Below are 23,623 nucleotides of genomic sequence, written 5' to 3'. Positions count from 1 at the left end.
CAGCACAGTCCGCCGCGCACCAGGGACGAAGGCGTGGCAGCACGCAAAGTAGCGAACCTCGTCGGCGACATCATGTCGCTCTGGCTGGTCGCGACCGTCGTCTCCATCAGCGTCATGCTCTCCCTCGGCTCCATCAAGGCAGTGACCGGATGCCTCGGCAGCGTCGTCGTCCTCGCCGTCATGTGGGCGGACTCCTGGCACAGAAGCCGCCAGTACACGAAAAAGGCTGCCGGCCCGTCGTCCGACCCGCCGTGGTGGCACGAGCGGATGCACGGCATGGCCGAGCAGCTGGGCAGCAGACGTCCCGGACACCTCACACGCGCCGTCGACATCGGATTCGCCTTCAGCGCCCTGCTGCTGACCGCGCCGACCCTGCTCATGGCCCTTGCCCTGGCACTGGTCCGGCGCCGCCCCGCATGGGACCGCCAGCCACGCGTCGGACAGGGCGGGCGGATCTTCACCCGCTACACGCTGTACGTCCGGCGCAACGAGGACGGCACGCCGGCCACCCCCATGGACCGGATCCTCATGCGCTCAGGCATCGAGCATCTGCCCCGCCTGTGGAACCTGCTGGTCGGAGACCTGACCCTGGTCGGACCCAAGCCCGAGAATCCGGCGATCGCCGTCCAGTACCCGAGATCCTGCCGCTGGGTATTCGAACACCGCCCCGGCCTGACCGGCCCCGTCAGCAGAGGCTTCCGAGACTGGATGGTGCAGTACCAAGCAGACGCCGCCAAGTACCTGACCCTCGTCGTTCCCGAACAGGCCGCGTTCGACAAAAACTTCCTCACCATGAGCAGACGCCGACGACTGTCCATCATGCTCCGCGCGATCGGCCTCCTGCTCCAGCCGATCATCGTCGAAAACGCCTGCCTGCGAAACAACTCCCGCAACGAACACCCCCGCAGACCCCACCCGTCAGACAGCGCCACCAGCAGCACCGAGCCAACCATCCACGAAGAACGCAAACCCACAGCCATCCGCGTCACCAAATGGTGCCGACACGAAGTCGGCCCAGCCATGGCCTAACCACAACAAGGGGGCGGGCAGCAACGCCCGCCCCTCCCCCAGCCCCGACCGGCCTCATCCACGGAAGGCCGAAACGTCCAGTCCGCAACGGCTCAGAGCGACCCCCGCTGCCCCGACCGGCGAGCAGTTCAGCCCGATCCGGTCGAAGCCCCCCACCACCAGCTGTCCGACTGCGCGAACGCGTACTTGTCGCGGGCCCGGAGGTACTCCGCCGTCAGCTTGCGCCTGTGCGGGCCGCGGTCCCGCGGCATGGCCTGCACGGGCGCTTGGCGCGCAGGGCGAGGCAGTACGGGAACTCAGCTCGGGATAGCTCAGTCGTGTAGATGTCGCCCGTGGGCAGCGTCGATCTGTTCGGGGCGGGCGGTGGCGCAGATGTGGGCCAGTGCCTCGCGCTGACGGTCAATCAAGTCGTTTCCCGTGGAGCCGACAGCCGGCTAGATTTCAGATGGAAACCCCACGTCAAGCGACTGAAGCGGTATGTCTGGACGGGTGTGATGCACTGCTAGGACCCGTCTGCAGTTGTGATCATTGGAGGCTGCGCATCCAGATCAGCGCTCCTCGCAGATGGAGGCCGGCGAGGTAGCTCTGGGGTGTCTTGTCGTAGCGAGTCGCGATTCCGCGCCACGCCTTCAGCTTGTTGATCAGACGTTCGACGGTGTTGCGGCCTTTGCAGAGCTCGGCGTCGTGAGAGACGGGCCGTCCGCCCTGACGGCCCTTCTTCTTGCGGTTCGCGGCCTGGTCGGCCTTCTCCGGAATCACAGCCTGGATGTTCCGTCTGCGCAGATAGGCGCGATTGGCGCGGGAGGAGTACGCCTTGTCGTCGGCGACCGCGTCGGGTCGGGTGCGTGGGCGACCGACCGGCCCCCGGACCTTGATCTTCTTCAGGACCGGGACGAACCGGGGACCGTCGGCGGCCTGCCCCTCAGTCAGGAGGAAGGAGAGCGGGCGGCAGCGCGGATCGGCAGCGAGATGGACCTTGGTGGTCAAGCCACCACGCGAACGGCCCAGCAGGGCCGCCTTCAGGCGGGCCCGGCGTCGCCGCCGGATGCGCCTCCGTTCCTCCCGACCCGGGTCGGACGTGCCCCGTTCGCCTTCGGCCTGCGGCTTTCGTTCCTTCCACCGGCCCCCTTTGACGCCTCGGCGGCCTTCTCCAGGGACGACAGGACCTCCTCGTCGACCCGCATACCCGCGGCGTCGTGATGGGCGCGGGCGACCGTGGAGTCCACGCTGACCAAGGACAAGTCCGTCTGCCCGCGCATGGCCGCCTCGGCGATCATCCCTTCCATCAGCACCTGGAAGACACCCGCGTCACGCCATCGGAGGAAGCGGTCGTAAACGGTCTGCCAGACCCCGAACTCCGGCGGCATCTCACGCCACTGGGCACCCGAGCGGAACTTCCAGATCACGCCCTCGAACTGCTCCCGCAGATGCTCCGGATCCGGGCCGGACCTGCCTATCGGCAGGAACGGGCCGATCAACTCCCACTCAGCGTCCGTGAGTTCTTTACGCGCCATCCCAGACGTCTACCAGCCCATGTCCTTGGCCACCTCATCCTGGGCTGCGGCGATCTCTGGCGCGGTGGAATCCGTGATGTCCACATCGCATGCCCACTCGAACCGCGACAGCAGGTCTGCGAGCGCCTGCTTCTGAGCCGGGTGCGTGATCGGTACAGCGTTCAGGTCGGTGCTCATCAGCCAGTCGAACAGCACGATGGCATCGGCGCGCCACAGCCGCACGTTGACAGTCGGCACGGATTCCCGCGATTTATCGGCATTCATGAGGGCATGGTGCCAGGTGGCATCTCACCCGTTGATCACGACTTCAGACAGGCCCTAGGTCAGGACGGGGGCGCTGCAGCGAAGTCGCAGCGGGCACGAGCAGTTCGATCGGTACAGGGCCGAAGGGCCAGTCTGACGAGAAATAACTCGGTGTGCCAGTAGTGATGTCGGCGATCAGTGCGGGGAGCAGGTCTTTCTCGTAGACCGTCATACCGGCACCTCTACACCAAGTTCTGGCACTGAATCGGCACCGCCCGTGACAGCTGCAACCTCCGCGTGGCGCTCGAGGAGGTCGTCACCGCGTCTGAGTGACAGCCGCTGCATCTACGCGCCCGAATGAGGGGTGGTGAAACACCGCCGACCTGGCCGTCGAGACACCCGAAGGCCGCGGCCAAGTGCGGCCGGCCTTCGTCCTGTCGCTCTGTCTCTGCCTGGGCGACACGAGCCGGTGGAGTGCGATCCGGCATCGGATGCTCAGAGGTGCCGACTGCCTGACGAATCCGCCTCCAGGGTGTGGTCATGCTCCGCAGGCCACTTGGCGGTCAGGTTCCGGATCAGCTGGGTCATCCGCGGGGATGGTGACACACTCAACTCCCGCTGAAGGCGTCTTCTGTAATCCTCATAGCGCCTGAGCGCGCTGGCTATGTTGCCCTCCGCCGCGTAGACCTCGATAGCAATGCGGTGCGCTGTCTCACGGTAGGGGTCGACTGCGGTGGCAGCGAGCGCCGCCTGCTGCGCTGCCAGGTACCGGCCGACAGCCAGGAAGTGCAGGGCCAGGCTTTCCAACGCGTACGGGCGCATCTGGTCCCAGCGGTCGCGTTCGTGAGCCAGCCACTCGTCGTCCCAGCCCACGAGCATCGGCTGGGCAAGGTCGTCGACGAGCCGGTCCAGATCGGGGGGCGTTGTGTGTACGTCGTCCTCGCCGTCGAGGAGCCGGTCGGCTGCCCGCCAGGCCTCCCGGTGATCGACGGATATGCACGGTGACAACACGAGTCGCTGCCCGTCGCAACCGACGACGGCCTTCGGTCCTGTCTTCCGGGTCTGGCACAGGGCCGATCTCAAGTTGGCCGCTGCCCGCATCGAGGTGCAATCCGGCCACAACTGCTCGGCTGCGACCCTCCTAGGAATCCCGTCTTCATGCAATGCCAGGAGGGCCAGCAGGCGCTGGGCGCCAGCGGGTACAGCGACTCTTCGCTCGCCACGGATGAATTCAAATGGCCCCAGGATTTCGAGACGTAGTGCGTTCGCCACAGCTAACACCTTGCGTGATCCGTTTTTCCGATGCAACCGGTGGCACCAAGCCCGACCTGGAAGATCCTCCGCCTGGCGCCACCCGGGAAGCCCCGCAGTCGGTGAACAGTGAACTGTTCAATGACGCACGAAAAACGCTATCCGCGCACCCCGTAAACGCATCATGGACGCTTTTTAAATGACTTCTTCACATTCCAGTAAATATCCCAGAAATGCCGTTATGCGTAATCTGGCAGATATCGAGAAAAGCCGTGAAGCCTTTGGAGATGGAGGCTCGGATGGACATCCGGTCGGTACTGCGCGGGCTGCCGGGGGAAGCCGAACTTCTCGGCGCCCCGGAGGTACGTGTCGCCGTGCTCGACGGACCGGTCGACATGGCGCATCCGTGCTTCGAGGGAGCGGATCTCACCAGGCTGGCCACCCTCGTGTCGGATCCTGCCGGCCCCGGACCGATGTCACTGCACGGCACGCATGTCGCCAGTCTGCTCTTCGGGCAGGACGGCTCTGCGGCGCCCGGTCTCATCCCGCGCTGCAGCGGGCTCTTCCTCCCGGTATTTCGAGAGGCCCCGGACGGACGGGTGTCGCGCGTGTCGCAGCTCGACCTCGCGCGGGCCGTCGAACGGGCCGTGGAAGCGGGGGCACACGTCATCAACATCAGCGGCGGGGAGCGCAGCCGGGACGGCAGGGCAGAAAGCTTTCTGGAAGGCGCGCTGCGACTGTGCGAAGACAACGGTGTGCTCTTGGTCGCGGCAGTCGGCAACGACGGTTGTGACTGCCTCCAGGCCCCGGCCGCCACGCCGTCCGTGCTCGCTGTCGGCGCGACCGACGCCGACGGCGAGCCGCTGGACATCAACAACTGGGGTCCCGCCTACCGGACGAACGGCGTCCTGGCACCCGGCCGGGACATCAAGGGCGCAGCGCCCGGTGGCCGCCTCGCGGCACTGACCGGCAGCAGCTTCGCCACCCCGGCGGTCACCGGGGTGGCTGCGCTGCTCGTGGCCGAACAGATCTCCCAGGGCCGCAAACCCGACCCGCTCGCTGCCGGCCGCGCCATCCGTGCGTCAGCAAGCCGTCCGCCGTGCGCTCCCGACGATGCCCCGGAGTGCCGTCGGCTCCTCGGCGGCCGTCTCGATGCCGTGCGTGCCTTCGAACTGATCAGAGAGAAAGGCCCGGGTGCCCCCCAGCCAGTGAGGGACGACGCGGTGCCCGCCGCAGGTGCGGCCTTGACGCTCCGGACGACTCACGCCGAACCGAAAGGAAGAGCCATCGTCATGGACACGAACGACGTACACGCGCACGCCGGGGACACGGCGGAAGGCATGTCCGCCGCCGAAGCCCCGCCGTCGGCTCCCCCCGAAACCTCGCCGTCGGCTTCCCCTGAAGCCCCGTATGCCGCGCCTGCCCAGACACCGACGCCCGTGGCGGCCCCCCAGGCGCAGACGTCCACACCAATACGCCAAGCAGGCCCGGCCGTTGTGCCGGCCGCGGCTCCGCAGCCGGTCACAGCCCCCAGCCCTGCGCCGCCGGCCCCGCCCTCCTGGCCCGGGACCGTACCGCAGGCGGCACCGCAAGGCACCCAGCAGACCTATGCCCAGCCCGGGTTTACGCCCGGAGTTCAGCCTGCCGCACAGCCCATGGCATACGCTGCGCCCCAGCCGGCGCCGCAGATGCTGGCCCAGCAGGCTCCACCGCCCCCGGCCGCGGCCGCCCCTGTCATGCCCGCCCCGGTGGAACCGGGTGTCCGCCCGTCCTGCCCGGATTGCGGCGGCACCTGCGGATCCCGCCCGAACGAGGGCACGACTGTGAACGCTGCCGCCGGCCCCGTGAGCGGCGACGCACGCCAGCTCATCTATGCGATCGGCAACATCGGGTTCGATTTCGGGACCGAGGCCCGCCGGGACAGCTTCCGCCAGCAGATGCCGAACACCGTCATAGACGCCACGGCAGGCCAGCTGGAGCAGGAGGTCCAGCCGAACATCTACGACCCCAAGCAGCTGCACGCCTATCTGAGCAAGAACCCCTGGGCCTCGGACAAACTGATCTGGACGCTCAACCATGACGCCATGCCGTACTACGCCCTCGAGGCAGAGGTGCCGGTGGGCATGGACTGGACCCGCCCCATCATCACGGACCTCAAGGATGCCCCGGACAAGGTGCAGGAGCTCGCACAGAGCTCCGCGGGCAACAAGAAATTGCTCGCGCAATTTCTCGAGACCCTCTCGTACCCCCCGGTCTCCTACGTCTACCGGACCTTCCGGGACGCTCTCCTCGGCCAGGCCATGGACAAGAAGGACACCGGCTTCGTCTCCCGGGTATCGATTCCCGGAGTCCTCACCGACCGCACGGTCCGGCTGCTCTCGGGCCAAGTCCTCCCGGTGGTCGAGGTCAAGAGCCGCGGCCTGTTCACCTGGACAGAGACGCTGCTGGTCAACGCCGTCATCGCCGCAGTGGTCGACAAGCGCGTCCGGGAGGCACGCCAGAAGGTCCAGGAAGCCAGCGGATCTGTGGCGCAGCAGGACGAAGCCGAGAAGCAGGTCCGCAAGGAGTTCGCCGGCAAGAAGGGCGAGTTCCTCGAGAAGTCCATCCGTGCCCTGCTGTCCAAGGTCTACTGGAAGTTCCGCAACCTCGGCCAGAGTTCCGCAGACCGTGCGCTGAACGCGGCGGGCACCAACGCGTTCCTGGTCGGTCACGAGATCCAGGACGGCATCCTCTCGGCGGAACACGTCCCCGGCAGCAGCAACAACTTCTACGCACTGGACACCGTCACCGTGTCCAAGAGTCCTTTCTGCCGCCATGGTGCGGTGTGCGAGGACGTCACTTTGACCTTCTTCGACCCGGAGAACGACCAGCGGGCGCCGGTGTCGTACCTGTTCACATTCGACGTGAGCGACGAACTGCCCGTCAGCCTCGCTCCGGTCCACACCTTCATCGGCCGTTACTGACCGTCGAACCACCCGAGGAGCCCCCATGGACACCACCAGAACCCCCGTCACTCCCTCGCCTCCCCTGCAGGCGCCGCCGGTCAACCGCGAACCGGGGCGGGAGCCGCAGGAAAGGCAGGACGACTCCGGCGTGCAGGCGGCCCGCTCGGGCTGCGCAGAACTCTGGGGGCCTGCCAGGCAGCTGTGCTACCTGCAACGGACGCAAGCACCCTGACAGCCCGCAGCCGGTGCAAGAAAACCTCCGGCGGCAACCGCTCGCCGGCCTGTCACCAGGTGAAAGGAGAGAAAGATGAACGAGTCGCCTACCCGGCGCGAGGAGAAGCCAGCTCCGTACGGCACTCCGCGGACGCCGTTCCAAACCCCCGCCATCAACCGCGACCCCATCGGGCCCAAGGGCTCCGGCGACCCTGCTGACGGCGTCGAAGCCAACAGCCTGTGGGACATCGCGAAGAAGTTCCTCTTCTAGAGGCGCCCGCAGCATCCGCCCCAGCGGTGGCGGCCTGGGTCCCGCCACCGCTGCACGGCCCTGAGAGGACACCGGGATGAACAACCAGATCGCGCAGAGTGCACCGTCGGTCGTCCTGCGGGTGCCCGTCCAGGGGCCCGCGATCGACCGGAGCCCTGCCACCCCAGCCCCCCTTGATGCCGAGCCGGCGGGCGCAGAGGCGAACTGGGAAATGCCCTGGACGCTGATCGGCCACGGAGCCAAGGGCGTCCTGGACGCCTGGCTCTCCAGCAGGGCTTAGCTCCGCGAGACCGTACAGAAAGGAGACAGACATGAATGAGGACCTCCAACAGCGAGCGGCCCCGTCGGTCGTCCTGCGGACGCCCTTCCAGGCGCCGGCTGTCGACCGCACCGCCGCGGCGCCGAAGGGCGCGGACATCGAGAACGGCTCCGGCGTCGAGGCGGACTTCTTCCCCTGGCTGGTGCCCCTGGCCACGAAGGCGATCGGTGCCTTCCTCAAGTGAGGCCGCGTGTCGGCGGCTGGGCACTGCCCACAGCCGCCGACGAGGTCCTGGAAGGACAGCGGCATGAACGACAAGTCCGAAGCACACGCCACCGCCTCCGGCTCCCGGCTCAACCTCCCCGTGCTGGGTGCGATAGAGCGCGGCTGGAACACATACCAGCCCTTCCTGAAGGTCGTCGGCGTCTACTACTACAAGGACAATCCCAACGACAAGGAGGAAAAGGAAAAGAAGGGCCTCCACAAGGAGGAGCCCCCGCCCAAATCGATCTTCGGCTGCGACGTTTCGGACCCGCCCGCCACTGGCGGCCTGGACGACCGTGGCTGGAGCTGCCCGCCGAGTGAACCCTGTACATGGTTCGGCCCGGTCTAGGAGGCGTCTCTCCCCGGCCGCCGCTGACACCGTCGGCCGGGGAGATCCACGCCTGCCGCCCTCGGGGAAACGCCCGGAACCGGGCGCGTGAGGTGGGGCCGACGACTGTGAGCGAACGGGAGCACGGGCAGAGGGACGGCCCCGCTGCGGTGCCGTGCCGTCCTGCCGCTCCCGGCGACACCGCTCAGCACCATGCCGTCTGACGCTCCCTGCGTTCCCCGGGGAGTACTGCAGCCCTCGGCCTCAAGCCCGTGGCAGTGCCGCCCGACTGACCGGTCGACGGACCGCGTAAGCCTTCCCGCCTCGTGGTCACCGGCACGCACGAGGAGCTACGCATGAACGATCCGCTCAAGATCCTGCTGAACGAACACACCTGGACGACGATCAAGAACCGTCCGGGGGTCACCCACCGCCTCATCCCTCTCGGAGGCTCCAGGGGTGGCGAACTTCTCGACTGGACCGAGCAGACCGGCCACTACGACGTCTGGGTGGCCAAGCCCGACGTGGCGTCGGCAGGAGACCCGTACAAGGCGGACGCCCGGACGAACGGATCCTTCCAGACGATCCGTTCCGGGCATGCCCTGGTGCATCTCGCGCACACCCCCGGCAGTTGGTTCACAGGCAACGTGCTGGATCTGAACCTCTCCACCAAGGGCGTGCGGATCTACCGTTACGACCGGGGCATCACGACCGGAGACCCGATCCCCATCAAAGTCAACCAGTCATCGTTCTCCACGATCGGCAGCGGGCACACCCTCATCTATCTCGACCATGACCGCGTACTCGACTGGCAGCCGGCCACCGGACGGGCCCGGGTCTGGTTGTACGACCGGTCCCGGACCGACAAAGACCCCCTGCCCACCCTCGTCACCGGCGTCACATGGGTCACGATCCGAACCGGGTACCAACTGCTCTACCTCGGCGGCGACCTGATGCTCTTCTGGGACGAGAGAGACGGCGGTGTCTACGTCTACCGCTACGACCGGTCCCTCACGGGCGAGGGCGTCGACCCCTTCCCGGACCTGGCGATGGAAGACTCCTGGAGCGGTGAGATACCCGCCGGCCGCCTGCTGCACTATCTCGGCGGCGACCGCGTGCTGGAATGGGATCCCGCCACCGGCAAGGAGCGGATCTGGGACTTCGATCGGCCCAAAATGCCTGCCGCCGCGTTCCAGACCATGCTCAACGCAGACATTGCGCGTGCCCTCACCTGGGTCAACGCAGCCCGCAACGCCCTGACCGCCTACCAGGCCGATCTGTCCAGCAGCACCCACGACGCGCAATGGCACCTCACGGACGGGGCCCTGCTGACCCACTTTCATGCGCACAACCACCCCGCCGGGCTCGAACCGGCGCTCCTCACGATCCTGGACACATTCGACGCCGTCGCCGACCGGCTGGTTCACAAGACGAGCTTCGCCCAGGTCTCCAAGGAACAGACGGTTACCGACCTCACCCGCCCCCGCTACACACGGGCCTACAGCGCGAAAAGCACGTACACCCGGTTCACTCCCGCCTACCGGCCATTCGACACGATCGGCAACCCCGCTCTCGACGGAGCAGGCGATCTCCTACGGGCCGCGATCGTCATCCACGAGACCGTCCACTTCGTCGGCGACAACCCCGACAGCGCGGCAGAGTGGCACCCCGACTACAACACTCTCGACCCCGTCAAAGCAGTAACCAACCCCTCCAGTTACGCGACCTTCTCCCACCACGTTCTCACCGCCGAAGACCTGCGTTTCGGCAGCGAACCCTGGCGCTAGAAGACTCACACCCCCACGTCGTCAGACATCCACACCCCTGCTCCCGACGGCCGGGACTGACGTCGTATCAGCGGACCGACCCCGCTACGGCTTCCTGGCAGCGACAGCCCGGATGCACGGCCGCGGCGGACGCTCTCCTGGGGCCTCTCGTCGACCGCATGCAAGCGGCCAGCCCCGATGCCCGCAACGAGTGCCATGGGCGGCACAGATCTCCGTTCCTCCAACTGCGCGAGCACTCAAAGGGTGGTGCCCCGGCAGCCCACCGGGTGCACGTCGCGGCTTCCAGCCTCGAGGATCCCCGCCGCCGCTTCCTGGCAGATGCTGCGCCCTGCACTCCGGCCGATGACGGGGACGGTGTCTCCGATGGCCCCTCAAGCAGGTCGATGGCAGTCACGTCGCGCTACCTGCGGCCGTGCCCGCGCAGTCGTCCTGTCTAGGCATCGGCATGGACTACGGTGTCGGATCCTGCTGCGGCGACGACGCACTGCTACACACGCGTGGTCTGACGCTTCTTGCCGGGCTGCGTGCCCAGGTCCCTCGCCCCGGCCAAGCCGAAGCGCTGTGCCGTAGGACGGCCGAGGCCGGCTACCCGCACGGCCTGGTCCTTCTGGCCAAGCTGCGGGAGGGCCAGCGATCCCCAGGGTGCCGAAGCCCTCTACCGGCAGGCAGCCGATGCCGGCCACCTCCCGGCCCTCAACGCGCTGTCCGCCTTGCGTGAGAGGGCCGCTGACCCGGCAGGAGCCGAAGCCCTCGCCTGGCAGGCTGCGGACGCGGGCAACGCCCACGCCCTGCTCCATCTGATGGCAGTGCGCAGACGCGCCGGCCACCGTGAGAGCGCCGACGCCCTCGCCCGCCAGGCCATTGATGCCGGCCACGTCCAGAAACTCGATACCGGCCGCACCTCCCCACAACATCAGTGGCCCTACGGCCTCGATCCCGATGGCACCCCCACACCGCCCTGGTCATGAGCCCCCCGGGCCGAGCCCGATGGGCGCTTCCCGGCCGCCGCTTCGCCGCGCAGAGGGCCGACCATCGCCCGGAAGGTGCGTCTCGGGTCCCTGGTGGTGCCCCGGTCCTTGGCTGCGGCCGGGCGATCAGGTCCCCCTGGGAGTGAGGAGAGGGGCGCCAAGGTGGGTCAGGCGGGGGTGAGGGCGGTGCGAGCGGCGTCCAGGAAGGCAGTGTGCGCGGCTTGGTAGTGGTCCTGGGGCGCGTTCGCGTCGAGGGAGCGTTCCAGGGTCTCGGCAGCCAGGACAACCGGGTCGGGGCCTTCGAGACGGACCAGGGTGAGTGCCTCGGTGACGGCGAGCCGGGCCGTCTGGTAGCGATCACGGCGACTGGCCGCTTCGGGGGCGCCCAGGGCCTGCTGCCATTCCCGGCGGTGTTGGTGGGCGGTGTTGGTGGCGGCGAGGAACGCGGCGTAGGCGGCCCGGCGTACCTCACGCTGGGCGGCAAGGTGCTGGGCGGTGAGGGTCTGGCGGGCGACGTCGAGCTGGGCGTCGGCTTGGAGGCGTCCGGCCTCCCATGCGGCATCTGCCTGGCGGCGTCCGGCCTCCCATGCGGCGTCCGCCTGGCGCTGGCCGGCGGCCCAGGCGGCGTCCGCCTGACGGGCTGCGGCATCAACCGTTCCTTGCGCCTGTTTGCGGGCAGCTGCCAGGGTGAACCACCCGGTCACCGCGCCGCCGGCGAGGGCGCCGGCCACCGCGGAGCCGGCGGCGATCCACGCCGTCATCGTTTCCCCCGCCACACTGCCCCCGAAGCCGTCCGATCCGCTCAACTTACCGGTGCAGGCCAGCAGCCGGCGCGGTATGGCAGGTGCCATCCGCCGGCCTCGGCTGCGCGCCGCTCGTGGTGCGGCTGGGGCTCCGCGCCGTGTCCGTCGTTCCTGAGGCGACCGGGTGGGGGCATTCCTGCCGGAGGGAGCCCCTCACACGCAGGGAGGGGACATGATGGGCTGATGGGGAACGGGGGAAGCGAGCCGCAGCCGTCGCGTGTGCGGCAGGCCCCGCAGGTGGGCCCAGGACCCCTGCGTGATTTCCAGTGCGCCCTGTACGAGGCCTATCTGGCGGCCGGCAGCCCGACGTTCGAGGAACTGGCCGCTGACGCGGCGCGCATCAGCGACCTCGCCCCGGCCCCCAGCCGCACGATCATCCGGGCCTGCCTGGACGAAGCACAGCTGCCCGATCAGCAGGCCGATGCGGCCGCGATCGCTGTCGTCCTGGCACGCCGGGCCGCGTGGCATGCGGACGACTTCGTCCTGCTGATCCGCAGTCTGTGGCTCAAGGCCCGGCTGACCGCCCCGCTGGGCCAGCCCCTGCAGTCGGTCACCGACCCCTTCGCCCTGGAGGTGCACCGGGCCATCGACCACAGCGCGGGCCGCTTCCCCCACGACCTACCGCCGCTGCCCGCCTACATCGAGCGCGCCCACGACGAAGAATTACGCCAGCGCGTCGTGCAGGCCCTCAAGGGCACCAGCACGATGGCCGTGCTGATCGGCCCCTCCTCCACCGGAAAAACCCGCGCCTGCTGGGAAGCCATCCAGGAACTGCCCGAGACCTGGCGGCTGTGGCACCCCATCGCACCCGGCCGCGCCGAAGCCGCCCTGACCGGGATCGGCGGCATCGGCCCGCACACCGTCGTCTGGCTCAACGACACCCACCACTACCTCACCACCCCGGGCACCGGGCTGGGAGAACGGGTGGCCGCCGCGCTGCGCGCGCTGCTGCGCGAGCCGGCCCAGGCGCCGGTGCTGGTCCTGGGCACCATCTGGCCCGAGCACTGGGCCCAGTTGCTGCAGGAACCCGGCCCGCACGGGGGTGTGGAAGATCCGCACGCACAGGCCCGCTACCTGCTGGCCGGCGCCGGCATCACCGTCCCGGCCGCCTTCAGCCCGGACGATCTCGCCCGCCTGCACGGCCACGCGGGCCGCGACCCGCGGCTGCTGCACGCCGCCCGCCACGCCGACGACGGGCGCATCACCCAGTACCTGGCCGGAGCCCCGGCCCTGCTCGAGCGCTACCGCACCGCACCGCCCGCGGCCCGGGCACTGATCGAAGCGGCCATGGACGCACGCGCCGCCGGACACACCCTCGCCCTGCCCCATGCCCTGCTGGAAGCAGCCGCGGAAAGCTACCTCACCGACGCCGAGTGGGACACCCTGGGCGAAGACTGGTTCGAGCAGGCCCTGGCCTACTGCGCCGCCCCCTTACGCGGCACCCGCGGCCCCCTCACCCGCATCCGGCCCCGCCGCGGCGCCCCCGCCCACCCCCAACCCCACTACCGGCTGGCGGACTTCCTCGAAGAACACGGACGCACCACCCGCCAACTCGACCACACCCCCACCGGATTCTGGGACGCCCTGATCGAGCACGCCCACCGCCCGGACCTGACCGACCTCGCCCAGTCCGCCGGCGCACGCAGCCTGCTCTCCCCCGCCCTGCGCCTGTTCACCGCCGCCCACGAAGCCGGCCACCCAGAAGCCCTGCGAGCCGCGGGCACCCTCCTGCACAGCGCCGGACACATCGACGACGCCATCACCTGGTACCAACGCGCCAGCGAAAACGGCGACAGCGCCAGCCTCGGACTCGCCGTCACCCTCCTGTACGACACCGGACGCACCGACGAAGCCATCACCTGGCTCACCCAACGCGCCCGCCACGGCGACACCGCCGCACCCAGCTGGCTCACCCAACTCCAACCCACCACCCCCACCTAACCCAACCCCACCCACAGGCGGGCCAACCAGCCCAGCCCTCTGCGGGACAGACCCTCGAGAGAGCTGCTCGAGGAGAGCCCTGGCATGGCGCAGGTGGCGGTGGCCGGGTTCGAGGACGGCTTCGGCGGTGTGCAGGGTGCACGAGCCGTAGCAGAAAGCCCTACGCCGGGTCGGGGCCTGTGCCACCATCTCGCTAGGGGGCGATCGTGCGCAGATTCAGGACCTCATTACGCCGGGCTTCCCGTGCGTATGCGACGTGGAGCATTCTCACCCACTACCTGGCCGCCGTCGTCTGCATACTCGGCGTCTTGTTCAGTGTGGCAAGCGGCCGCGCGGTCAGTCCCGTCATGGTCTGCCTCACGAGCGCGGTGGTGTTCACGCTCGTCGTGCACCAGGGCCTGATGCTCTTCCGCAACGGCAAGCTCACCCGAGAACTGGTCGAAAAAGAAGGGCACTTCCGTTCCCTGGTGCAGGGCTCCAGCGACGTCATCATGATCGTCACGTCGGCCGGCACCATCCGTTACGTCAGCCCGGCTGCGGCAGGAGCATGGGGCTACGACACCGACGAACTGGTCGGCTCCGAACTGGCGGCGGCCATCCACCCCGAAGACCTCGGCATGGTCGTCCACGAAATCCGCCGGTTTCTCGCCGCCGATCCCGCCGCGGTGCCGGACAGTCGTCTGGAGTTCCGCGTCAAGTCGGGTGCCGGCGCCTGGCTCAACACGGAGGCATCCATCAACCGCCACCGGGGCGGTCTGATCTTCAACTGCCGTGACGTGACCGAGCGGACGCGCTTGCAGGCACGGTTGCAGTACGACGCCGAGCACGATGCGCTCACCGGCCTAGCCAACCGCAGTCTGTTCACCACACGCGCAGGGCGGGCTCTCGGTCACATCGCCCGGCCTGGCATTGCCGCACTTGTCATCGGGCTCGACGACTTCAAGGGTCTCAACGACCGTCTGGGAAGCGAGGCGGGCGACACGCTGCTGCTGCACGTCGCCGACCGTCTCGGGCAAGCCGCACGGGACGGGGACACGGTGGCCCGCCTGGGCGGCGATGAGTTCGCAGTCCTCGTGATGCAGCAGCGCAGCCCGGATGGCAGCGTCGGCGAGCACCACCTCCTGCAGTACGCCAGCCGCCTGCGGGATGTGCTGACGGTGCCCTTTGCCCTCGCCGGCAGCGATGTACGGATCACCGCCTCTGTCGGTGTCGCCTCCGCCACGCCCGGGGTGAGCGCCACGGAACTGCTGCGCCACGCCAATCTTGCCCTGCGTCGCGCCAAAGCCGCGGGCAAGGACCGTGTCGAGCTCTATGCGCCGCCCGCGAAGGAGGCGCAGGCACACGATGCGCCACGCGCCGGCCGAGTCCGTGCGGCCCTGGGCGGGGGCGAATTTGTGCTCCTTCACCAGCCCGTGGTCGAACTGAGCACCGGAACGGTCACTGCTGTCAGCGCCCAGGTCCGCTGGCGTTCTGCTCAAGGCGTCTTCTTCACACTTGCCGAGCAGCGCATGGTTGCGGGCGACGACGAAGCGGAACTCAACCGCTGGATGCTCAAAGAAGCGTTCACGCAGGCTGCCGCACGGTTGAGCAGCGGGGTGTCCGCGCCGGTGTCCGTCCCCATCAGTGCACGAGGACTACGAGAGCCCTCACTGCCTGCCTTTGTCGAAGGGCTGCTCACGCAGTACGGGAAGTCGTTCGGCGGGCTGATCATCGAGATCACGCACGCGGAAGGCCACAACCTCTACGAAGGGCTCAAGCCCCAGCTCACCGCCCTGCGCAGGCTCGGCGTCCGTATCGCACTGGGTGCCCTCGCCGAGGGATACGCGTCCCTTTCCGCACTGCGCCAGCTGCCCGCTGACGTCCTCATGCTGGATCGCACCATCACCGCAGACATCCCACAGTCGGCGCGGCTGGGCAAAATCGCAAGCGGGCTGCTGCGCATCGCTGCCGACCTGGGGCTGGAGTCCTGGGCCGACGGCGTGGACCTCCCCGAGCAGATCGAGGCCCTGCGCGAGCTGGGATGCACACACGGCCGAGGCCTGGCGTTCGCTGGATGGCTCGATGAATACCGGCTGCGTCGTGCGCTGATGAGCGGACGCTACCCCGTGCCGCACCCCACGGCAGCATCCGCTCACCGGCACGGCGACGGGCAGGACGCCGTATCGGCCGGCTCCCCCACGGGGAGTGCGGATGCCGCACAGGATCTGCTGCACAGCTACGCCTCCCACCGGCAGGACGACATCGCCGTGACCCGCGCGGCAACCGACTTCGAGCACGCCCTCGCCTGGCTCTTCGTCCACCTCGGTCCCCCACCCGAACCGACCCCCCTCGAGTACAGCCCAGCAGGAAGCGACGACGGAGGCACCCGGCAATGAGCGTGGAAGACAACAGCAGCGCTCTGCCCCTGCCGTCAGGTGACCCCGTCGTCTCGGCCGGCCTCGAGATCGCCATGAAATGGGGCGCTGCCCTCGGCGGACCGGAGCAGCTCAAGATCGCCTTCGAAGCCCTCGAACCCCAGCTCAAACGCGACCACCAAGCCCTGCTGAACCGGCTGGAGATGCAGCGCGAAGCCGCCACCCGCGCCGACGAGAACGCCACAGCCGCAGCAGAACGCGAAGTACGCCTGGCGCAGGAAAAACGCCAGCACGCCCTGTGGACGGCCCGCCTCTACGTCGGAGCTGTCATCAGCATCACCATGCTCGGCGCCGGGATCTACGTCGCCAAAGACGTCTGGTGGCTCGCCATCATGCTCTGCGGCCCCAGCCTCCTCGCCATGGGCAAGCTCTACGTCCTGCAACGCAGCGACACCACCGACATGGACGCCGTCACCCGAGCAGCCCGCAACGCCACCAGCACCGCCAGCCAGACCCAGCCCCCGCCCTTACCCTGAACGACCACCCGCCGCACACACGCCCCGGCACATCCCGTCCTCCGCTCGCCGTTGCGGGCGGCCGGATGACTCCCGGTGCGTCTTACGGCGCCTTCTCCGGCCTGGGCGGGTGAGGCAGGGTCGGATCGGTCTCGGATGGCGGGCCGGCTTTGCGTTTGATGCGCGCCAGGTCGTAGATGGCGGTGAGGTCGTCGGCGTCGGCGGCCTGCTGGAAGAGCGCCTGGGCGCCAGTCAGGTCGCCGGCCTGAGCGCGTAGTCGTGCCAGCGCGCTCAGGGCGGAGCGGTGGCCGGCGTCGGCGGCCTGGTGGTAGAGGTCTTCCGCGGCGGCCAGGTCTCCGTGGTTCTCTCTGCGCCGGGCGGCCTCGGCCAGGGCGGTGGCGCCTTCGGCGGCGGCGGCCTGGCGGTAGAGGTCCCGTGCCCCTTTGTCGTCTCCGGCGGCTTCGCGCAGGCGGGCCAGGTCGTAGAAGGTGTCGATGCTTCCCGCTGCGGTGGCCTGCCGGGCTACGTCCTCGGCCTGGCGGTGGTTGCCTGCGCGTTCCAGCATCAGGGCCAGGTCGTGCAGGGCGTCGACGTCGCCTGCGGCGGCGGCTTGGCGGTAGAGGACTTCGGCCCCGGCGTGGTCACCGGCTCTTTCCCGCATCAGGGCCAGGACGTAGAGGGAGTTGAAGTCGCCGAGGTCGGCGGCGCGGTAGCGCAGGTGCGAGGCCCACTGGTCGAGGTCGCGGCGCTGGGCGGCGCGGGCGAGTTCGATGAGGTCGTCCGTGCGGGAGAGGTGGGTGTGGGCGGCGTGCCAGAACGAGTCGGGCGGGGTGAGGTCGTGGCGTTCCCGGCGCCCTCGCTGCTCGAGGTAGTCGGCGAGCCTGAAGGCGGGTCCCTGCTCGACGGCATCGGCTGTGGAAGGCGTGGTGCCCGGGAGGGCGGCGTCGGGTCTGCTGCGGGCGCGGCGCAGGGGCGCGTGCTTGCCGTGCACGGGCTGGGTGAGCTCATGCAGCGCCCTGTCTTCCCAGTCGTCGGTGAGCTGGTCGAAGTCGTGATCGTCGAGGTAGCCGGCTGCGGCCTCGATCAGGAAGGACCACGGGAGAGGGACGACCAGGCCGAGCCGGCATGCGTCCATGGCTGCCTCGATCAGGGCGCGGGCCGGGGGTGAGGCCTGGGCGTAGCGGCGCAGCAGTTCAGGTGCGCCGGCCAGGTCCTGGGTGACGCGTCCGTCGGTGCTGGTACGGGTGAGGGTGTCGGCCAGGAGTGTGTCTCCTTTGGCGGCGAGGACGGCGGCCTGGCCGATCTCGTCTTCGGTGAAGCCGGCAGGGACGGTGAGGAGGCGGCCTGCGAGCAGTTCGCGTGTCCTGCTGTGCAGATCACGCTCGTGCGGCTGGGGCAGGGCGGTGTACTGCACGGCGTACTCGGGCCACAGGGTGCCCAGGACCAGGACCGGGCTGGCTTCGGGGCGGGTGAGCAGGGCGTGGAGATGCGCGGCGATCTTCTCGCCGTGGCGGAGGTCGCCGACGTAGTGCTGGGTGTCGTTGAGCCATACCACCGTGCGGGGGCGCACGCGCAGGATGCCGTCGAGTGCTGCTTCCCAGCGGGTGGGGGCGAAGGGGTGCCAGAGCCGCCAGCCGTGCTCGGCCAGGGGCTGCACGGCTTCCCAGCAGGCCCGGGTCTTGCCCGTGGACGACGCTCCGACCACCACGACGATCCGGCTGTCTCCCGCCAGGACATCCTGCACGGCACGGGCCAGTGCCTGGTCATGGGGACGCGCCACATATCCGGGCAGGACCGGCCCCGCCGCGGTGGCGGTGCCGTCGGGGAGCGCGCCGTCGACGCCGCCTGCCGGGTGCACCTCCAGCAGGTGTGCGTCCCACTGCCCGATCGGCGTGCCCGGCCCCTGCTCCCCGCCGTCCTCGGCCGGGACCTCCCCCGCGGCCTCCTTGCGCAGCCTGAGCAGTTCGGGCACCGGCAGCCGCAGCGGCCGGGCCAGGGCCACCAGGGTCTGCGCCGAAGGGGGCGGGCCATCGGTCTGGAAGGCTGCCTGCACGGTCGTACGGCCCAGGCCCGCCCGCGCCGCGAGCTGGGTCTTGCTCAGTCCCGAGCGCGCCAGCCCTTCACCGAGCAGCGTGCTCATCTCGGTACGCGCCGCACGCTGCCGTGATCGCTCGCGCACCCGCTCACCCCTGCCGTGCCGTGCCGTGTCCGCCGGTGTTCATCATCGTCTGGCCGAACCCTGGCGCACACATTCTCCGCAATCCTCAGCCGTGTTCGTCAACACCGCCCCACACCACGGAGGATGACGTGTCCGACCCCGCCACCGTAGCCCTGACCGCTGCACTCATCATCGTCATCGCCGCCCTGGCCGCAGCCTGCGCGGGCAAACTCTCCCGCCTCAACGGCGCCACCTACGCCACCGCTCTCATCCAGTCCGCCGCAGCCTTCACCGCCGTCCTCACCCTCGCCGCCGCCGTCACCACCGCCCTCACCCCCTACCTGCGATAGACCACCGCCTCGGCCCAACACCGCCACGAGGCGGGCACCGCAAGCGAGAGCGCAGCACACAGCCTCCAACGCCCGGCCCGTCATACGACTCACCCATGTCCCGGCGCGGCACCTGACCCGGACCAGCCCATACCCGCCCCGCATCACGGCGGTCGGGCGCCACCGGCACCGTCCATACGTACACAGCGGCTGACAGGCCTCGCAGGACGAGCAGCGCGGCCCTTCGGGCATCTTTGAATTGGTTCTCTTGTCATCGTTCACGCCTGCAGTCCAGCCGCTCGTCTCGCGGCGAGCTCACCGGAAGCAACGGCACCGTTCGCACGAAGCCGGAGCGAAAGACGGATGTGCGCTCCTCCAGCGACAGGCTCCTTCCCGCGGCGCCGGCTACCCCTTTGACTTCATCGCGTGCCGTGAGCCCGGGAACCGGCTGCTGGGGCACGCCGTCTCCACCACCGATCCCCAACTCCTGTGCGAGGGGCCCCTGCATGACGAGACCCGTCAGAACCCGTCCCAGGCTGCGACTGCGGCGACCGCCGGTTCGGCCCCGGCCAGAGGCAGAGCGGGGTAGAAACGGGGGCGGGCGAGCGGTCCGCGCGACTCAGCGGGCGCAGGCCCTGGCAGGCGTACGGGCCTGGTACGCCACGGCTGACATAGCCCGGCACGCGACTGTTCTCGCCGCTCTCGTCGCAGCGGCTTCTCTCGCGGTGTCGGCGTGGGGCACATTCAAGGCCGCTCAGGTCGCAGACGATCAGCTCGCCCAGTCCCGGGACAACACGGAAGCCGCGACGCGCCGGCAGGTCTCGCAGATCACCATGTGGCTACAGCCATTGGACGGGCACCGCACCTACGTCATCGCCAACCGGTCGCTGGATGCGGCCTCTTTGTATCTGCAGATCGACTACGGTCCTGACGGCCATGAGGCGGCTCACCTTCTGAGAGTCGGGGTCGCTCCACCGTGCACCCGGATGGAGCTCAGCGTGCGAAGCGCGCACCTCGCGGTCCGCACTCCCCCACGAAACAGGCCCTCGCTGAGGACCTACCGGCTCAATTACCTGATCGTCAGGGACGCCGGCGGAAAGATCTGGAAACGGGAAAGCACCGGCACGTTGGCTTCCCTGCCCGCCCTCCCGGAATTCGCCGACGCAAGAAAACGCTCCCTCCCAGAGGACGCAGTCCGCATACGCCCCCTCGAGCAGTGCGGCAACGGCACGTAACAAGGCCCGCTGACCATTCTGCCTCGGCAACGCACTGCTCTCCCCGCTGCCGCAAACGAGCCTGGCATGACCGGCGCAAGCAGCCCGTCGAGGTGCGAGACCGCGCATCCGGCGGACCTACTGATCTCTTCGGACTGTTGTCGGATGCTGATCCCTGCGGTAGGCCGGTGGTATGCGGTACGCGCAGGGCGGTGGGCTGACTGCCGAGCGGCGGCAGTTTCGTGAACGGATCCGGTACCAGGCCGGTGAGCGGTTCGCACGCAGTGAGAGAACCGCGGTGATCGCGAGGGATCTGCGGGTGAGTGAGCGGTCGGTGGAACGCTGGCGTCGTGCCTGGCAGGAGGGCGGGATGGACGCCCTCGCCTCCACGGGACCGGCCAAGCTTCCCAAGGTGTCCGACGGCCAGTTCGCAGTGCTGGAGGCGGAGTTGGCCCTCGGGCCGGCCGAGCACGGCTGGGAGGACCAGCGGTGGACCCTGGCACGGGTCAGAGCGCTGATCGCCTGGAAGTTCGGCATCGACTGCTCCTCGGCGGCAGTCTGGCGGCTGCTGCACCGGCACGGCTGGTCCTGGCAGTGCCCGGCCCGCCGCGCGCTGGAACGCGACGAGCATGCGGTCGAGCTGTGGAAGAAGGAGGTGTGGCCGCAGGTGGAATGACCGCGGCGGCGCTGGGGGCCTACATCGTCATCGAGGACGAGGCGGGGTTCTCCATGACACCGCCGCGCGCCCGCACCTGGGGCCGACGTGGGCACACGCCGGTGGTCCGGGTGCGCGGCCGCTCCTGGCGCCGCTGGTCGATCGCCGCCATGTGCTGCTACAAGCAAGGTGAAACCTCCCGGCTGATCTACCGGCCGCGCCGCCACCGCAAGCACAAAGGCAAAGGGCGCGACAGCTTCTCCTGGCGCGACTACCGCGACCTGGCGGTGCGCGCGCACCTCCAGCTCAAGGCCCCGATCGTGCTCGTCTGGGACAATCTCAATACCCATCTCGCCATCGGCATGCGCCAGTACGCGGACGAACACGACTGGCTCACCATCGTCCAACTCCCCTCTTATGCACCGGACTTGAATCCAGTGGAAGGCGTCTGGTCGCTGTTACGGCGCGGCCCGCTGGCCAACACCGCCTTCACCGACGACGAACACCTCGAACGCACCCTCCGCCGCGGACTTCGCCATATCCAGTTACGGCCCGACCTCATCGACGGCTGCCTTGCCGGGACCGGACTCCACCTCATCCACCACCCGACAACAATCCGAAGAGATCAGTAACACCGGGACGCACGCCCTCGCCGGCGGCGCGAGGCTGCCCTGCGAAGTGAGAAGTGACGGGCCGTCGGGGAAAGATGGTGGCATCCGCAGGGCGGCGCACCCGGGCCCGTAAGGGTGGTGTCCGGATGCCCGCGATACTCGGCAGTGTGACCCGGGAACGCTACGACGAGCTGGTCAACATCAGCCCGCCGTCGACAAACCGGGCGCCCGTCACCGGCACCTGGATCCCCCAGGGCAAGCTCGGCTCGGACCAAGCGTGCCCGCCTGTGCTCTCGGCAACCGGATGTGAAGCCATCGAGCAGCCGGCGAACCCCTACGCGCAGCGCTGAGGCTCAAGCCCCTTTGGTGAAGACGAGCACCTCGGTGGAGGCGACGCCCATGGGCGCCTGGAAGCTGGCCTCCAGGCTGCAGCCGAGGGTCGCGAAGAGGTCCACGCATGTCTGGCGGGGCATGGCGGCCGGGTAGGAGTCGTGCCCCGCGCCGCCCTGCGTCGCCCAGGCGCGTACCGCGGCCGGTTCCAGGCAGGTCTCTGTCATGATGTCGAAGACGATCCGGCCACCGGGCCGTGTGACCCGGGCCATCTCGAAGAAGTAGCGGGAGGCGCACAGGAAGGTCACGGTGTTGAACACCTTGTGAGCCTGAACGAGGTCCACACCACCGTCGGGCGTAGGCGCGAGACTGCATCCTGCGGTCGGTTGGGCGACCACGCCGAACGTGTCCACCAGGTAGTTGGCCCAGGGCGCTGCCGTCTCGTAGATCTCATAGCGGTCCGGTGAACACTCCTTCAGGGTCTTCTCCAGGTACCGCCCGGACCCGGGGCCGATCTCCAGCACCGTGTGCGGGCCGGCGGCAAAGACGCCGAGAGCGCGTAGTTCGTCGATGGTCGCCTGGGTCGCGCCCGGCGTCCCGTTCATGACCTCGTCGATGTGGTCGCCGACCGACAGACCGGCCTCCCGCGCAGCCCGCATCGTTGCCTCGAACGGAAGGAAGTCGTCGACGCCGCCCAGGTTGTTGGTGCTACGCACGATGTCGAACCCAGCACGGCCCAAGAGCCGCTTGACCCCCGACCTCAAAACAGACCTTCCCCCACCTGCAACCCCCATCGGACATCTCCCCCAAATCGTCTCCCACTCCCGGCGTCAGCATAAGAACGCGGGCCGCCCAGGCGCAGCGGGACAGCGAATTCACTACGCGGCTCAAGGCCGGCACACATCCCGAAGTACACGGCCGCATGCCGAGCCTCGGCAGCCGGCGGTCTCCGCGCTTGCGGCCACCTTCCGACGGCATCCCGAGACTGCGAATCCGCGGGCCGACGGCATACGAGCCGCGCCGAATTGTGTTCCCATGCCCGCCGGTTGATTACCTTGTGTGTGCGATCAGTCCCGTGGCGGCAGTCGCGCCCAGCGACGACTCGCGCCGCCCCGTCCTGCTCACCGGACTGATTCTGCTGGTGGCGGCCCCGCCTTGTAGGCGCCTGGCACAATCCTGGCTCGATGGCCCCCCCGCAAGCCACTCACCGTGAGTACTGGCCTTGCGACGGCAACTGCGAAACCGGGAACGCCTGGGTCCACGTCCGGACACGGACACACTCACTCCGTGTTCGAGGGTGTCGTCGCGCACGTGGCAGACCACGTGAGGGACTCCGCAGGCCTCACCGCACACACGCCTCCGCCGGACGAGGCAGCTGTTGCGCGCCCCGTGCCGAGCGCACCGCCGAACCCCGGCGATCCGCAGGACGAGGCGCGCGCGCCCGCGCACAGCAGACCCCTCTGCGCCCGGCACAGCCCCTGGCGGCAGCAGGCCCGGCCCGCATACCCGAACCGGGCCGCGCCACGACGGCAGCAGACCGCGGCCCAGCACGCCACACGCCCTGAACCGTCAATAGCGCGTCCGCCTGACCAGCGGACACGAAGGAGCCATACCTTCTGCAGCTCACCGTCGCAGGGGGTG

General features: G+C 69.0%; 20 protein-coding genes and 1 pseudogene. 14 read left to right on the top strand and 7 right to left on the bottom strand.

Translation table 11 applies throughout. The annotated features are described in order from the left end of the window. The coding region (locus AC3ETA_RS45750; RefSeq protein WP_432198810.1) for a sugar transferase at positions 1 to 1,029 on the top strand (1,029 nt) is incomplete at its 5' end. Between the two features lie 525 nt (positions 1,030 to 1,554). On the opposite strand, the pseudogene AC3ETA_RS45745 reads toward AC3ETA_RS45750, so the two are convergent. From AC3ETA_RS45745 to AC3ETA_RS45730, 4 genes and pseudogenes are all read right to left on the bottom strand, one after another. After that, positions 1,555 to 2,543: pseudogene (locus tag AC3ETA_RS45745) on the bottom strand (IS5 family transposase). A 9-nt stretch (positions 2,544 to 2,552) separates the two neighbouring features. Beyond that, positions 2,553 to 2,807 carry a hypothetical protein gene (locus tag AC3ETA_RS45740; protein WP_432198809.1) on the bottom strand — a complete coding sequence of 85 codons (255 nt, stop codon included), beginning with the start codon at positions 2,805 to 2,807 and terminating at the stop codon, positions 2,553 to 2,555. 43 nt (positions 2,808 to 2,850) lie between these two features. Next, positions 2,851 to 3,018, bottom strand: coding sequence for a hypothetical protein (locus tag AC3ETA_RS45735; protein WP_432198808.1), 168 nt, complete (start codon positions 3,016 to 3,018; stop codon positions 2,851 to 2,853). 263 nt (positions 3,019 to 3,281) lie between these two features. Continuing rightward, positions 3,282 to 4,058, bottom strand: a complete 777-nt coding sequence (locus AC3ETA_RS45730; RefSeq protein WP_432198807.1) for an AfsR/SARP family transcriptional regulator — start codon at positions 4,056 to 4,058, stop codon at positions 3,282 to 3,284. 278 nt (positions 4,059 to 4,336) lie between these two features. Between AC3ETA_RS45730 and AC3ETA_RS45725 the strand changes: the two genes are divergently transcribed. The 7 genes from AC3ETA_RS45725 to AC3ETA_RS45695 all read left to right on the top strand — a co-directional run bounded on the left by AC3ETA_RS45725 (position 4,337) and on the right by AC3ETA_RS45695 (position 11,072). Further along, positions 4,337 to 7,000, top strand: a complete 2,664-nt coding sequence (locus tag AC3ETA_RS45725) for a cyanobactin maturation protease PatG family protein (RefSeq protein WP_432198806.1) — start codon at positions 4,337 to 4,339, stop codon at positions 6,998 to 7,000. A 289-nt stretch (positions 7,001 to 7,289) separates the two neighbouring features. Further along, entirely contained in the window at positions 7,290 to 7,466 is a 177-nt protein-coding gene (locus AC3ETA_RS45720) for a hypothetical protein (protein ID WP_432198805.1), read from the top strand. A 76-nt stretch (positions 7,467 to 7,542) separates the two neighbouring features. After that, positions 7,543 to 7,746, top strand: a complete 204-nt coding sequence (locus AC3ETA_RS45715) for a hypothetical protein (RefSeq protein ID WP_432198804.1) — start codon at positions 7,543 to 7,545, stop codon at positions 7,744 to 7,746. Between the two features lie 31 nt (positions 7,747 to 7,777). Then, positions 7,778 to 7,969: a hypothetical protein gene (locus AC3ETA_RS45710; RefSeq protein ID WP_432198803.1), complete on the top strand. Its 192-nt coding sequence runs from the start codon at positions 7,778 to 7,780 to the stop codon at positions 7,967 to 7,969. Between the two features lie 63 nt (positions 7,970 to 8,032). Beyond that, a complete protein-coding gene (locus AC3ETA_RS45705) occupies positions 8,033 to 8,338 on the top strand; it encodes a hypothetical protein (protein WP_432198802.1) in 306 nt (101 codons plus the stop codon). A 335-nt stretch (positions 8,339 to 8,673) separates the two neighbouring features. Beyond that, the gene (locus tag AC3ETA_RS45700) at positions 8,674 to 10,104 is read left to right on the top strand and encodes a hypothetical protein (protein WP_432198801.1); all 1,431 of its coding nucleotides are present in this window, start codon (positions 8,674 to 8,676) and stop codon (positions 10,102 to 10,104) included. A 710-nt stretch (positions 10,105 to 10,814) separates the two neighbouring features. After that, complete coding sequence (locus AC3ETA_RS45695; RefSeq protein WP_432198800.1) at positions 10,815 to 11,072, top strand: nitroreductase family protein; 258 nt, start codon at positions 10,815 to 10,817, stop codon at positions 11,070 to 11,072. A 167-nt stretch (positions 11,073 to 11,239) separates the two neighbouring features. On the opposite strand, the gene AC3ETA_RS45690 is transcribed toward AC3ETA_RS45695, so the two are convergent. After that, positions 11,240 to 11,923: a hypothetical protein gene (locus AC3ETA_RS45690; RefSeq protein WP_432198799.1), complete on the bottom strand. Its 684-nt coding sequence runs from the start codon at positions 11,921 to 11,923 to the stop codon at positions 11,240 to 11,242. 135 nt (positions 11,924 to 12,058) lie between these two features. Between AC3ETA_RS45690 and AC3ETA_RS45685 the strand changes: the two genes are divergently transcribed. The 3 genes from AC3ETA_RS45685 (at position 12,059) to AC3ETA_RS45675 (ending at position 16,706) form a co-directional block, all read left to right on the top strand. Further along, entirely contained in the window at positions 12,059 to 13,816 is a 1,758-nt protein-coding gene (locus tag AC3ETA_RS45685) for a hypothetical protein (RefSeq protein WP_432198798.1), read from the top strand. Between the two features lie 317 nt (positions 13,817 to 14,133). Then, positions 14,134 to 16,191: a putative bifunctional diguanylate cyclase/phosphodiesterase gene (locus tag AC3ETA_RS45680; protein ID WP_432198811.1), complete on the top strand. Its 2,058-nt coding sequence runs from the start codon at positions 14,134 to 14,136 to the stop codon at positions 16,189 to 16,191. Beyond that, the gene (locus AC3ETA_RS45675; protein ID WP_432198797.1) at positions 16,188 to 16,706 is read left to right on the top strand and encodes a hypothetical protein; all 519 of its coding nucleotides are present in this window, start codon (positions 16,188 to 16,190) and stop codon (positions 16,704 to 16,706) included. The genes AC3ETA_RS45680 and AC3ETA_RS45675 overlap by 4 nt, the downstream gene beginning before the upstream one ends. Positions 16,707 to 16,788: 82 nt before the next feature. Here the strand turns inward: AC3ETA_RS45675 and AC3ETA_RS45670 are convergent, their stop codons facing one another. Then, positions 16,789 to 18,825 carry a hypothetical protein gene (locus AC3ETA_RS45670; RefSeq protein WP_432198796.1) on the bottom strand — a complete coding sequence of 679 codons (2,037 nt, stop codon included), beginning with the start codon at positions 18,823 to 18,825 and terminating at the stop codon, positions 16,789 to 16,791. A gap of 167 nt (positions 18,826 to 18,992) precedes the next feature. Here AC3ETA_RS45670 and AC3ETA_RS45665 point away from each other — a divergent pair, with 167 nt between their 5' ends. From AC3ETA_RS45665 to AC3ETA_RS45655, 3 genes are all read left to right on the top strand, one after another. Beyond that, positions 18,993 to 19,193 (top strand): hypothetical protein, encoded by a 201-nt coding sequence (locus AC3ETA_RS45665; protein ID WP_432198795.1) that lies wholly within the window; start codon positions 18,993 to 18,995, stop codon positions 19,191 to 19,193. Positions 19,194 to 20,579: 1,386 nt separating this feature from the next. After that, positions 20,580 to 21,673 (top strand): IS630 family transposase gene (locus tag AC3ETA_RS45660; RefSeq protein ID WP_432198794.1). Its coding sequence is split into 2 segments (ribosomal slippage): positions 20,580 to 21,027 and positions 21,027 to 21,673, totalling 1,095 coding nucleotides; the frame shifts between segments, so codons are not numbered across the junction. A gap of 125 nt (positions 21,674 to 21,798) precedes the next feature. Further along, positions 21,799 to 22,002 (top strand): hypothetical protein, encoded by a 204-nt coding sequence (locus AC3ETA_RS45655; RefSeq protein ID WP_432198793.1) that lies wholly within the window; start codon positions 21,799 to 21,801, stop codon positions 22,000 to 22,002. A gap of 3 nt (positions 22,003 to 22,005) precedes the next feature. On the opposite strand, the gene AC3ETA_RS45650 is transcribed toward AC3ETA_RS45655, so the two are convergent. Continuing rightward, on the bottom strand, positions 22,006 to 22,776 hold the full coding sequence (locus AC3ETA_RS45650; protein ID WP_432198792.1) for a methyltransferase domain-containing protein: 771 nt from the start codon (positions 22,774 to 22,776) through the stop codon (positions 22,006 to 22,008). Between the last annotated feature and the right edge of the window lie 847 nt (positions 22,777 to 23,623).

Source organism: Streptomyces sp. bgisy027, from assembly GCF_057710365.1.
The sequence above is the reverse complement of the archived record's forward strand: the minus strand, read 5'-3'. Positions and strand labels throughout refer to the sequence as shown.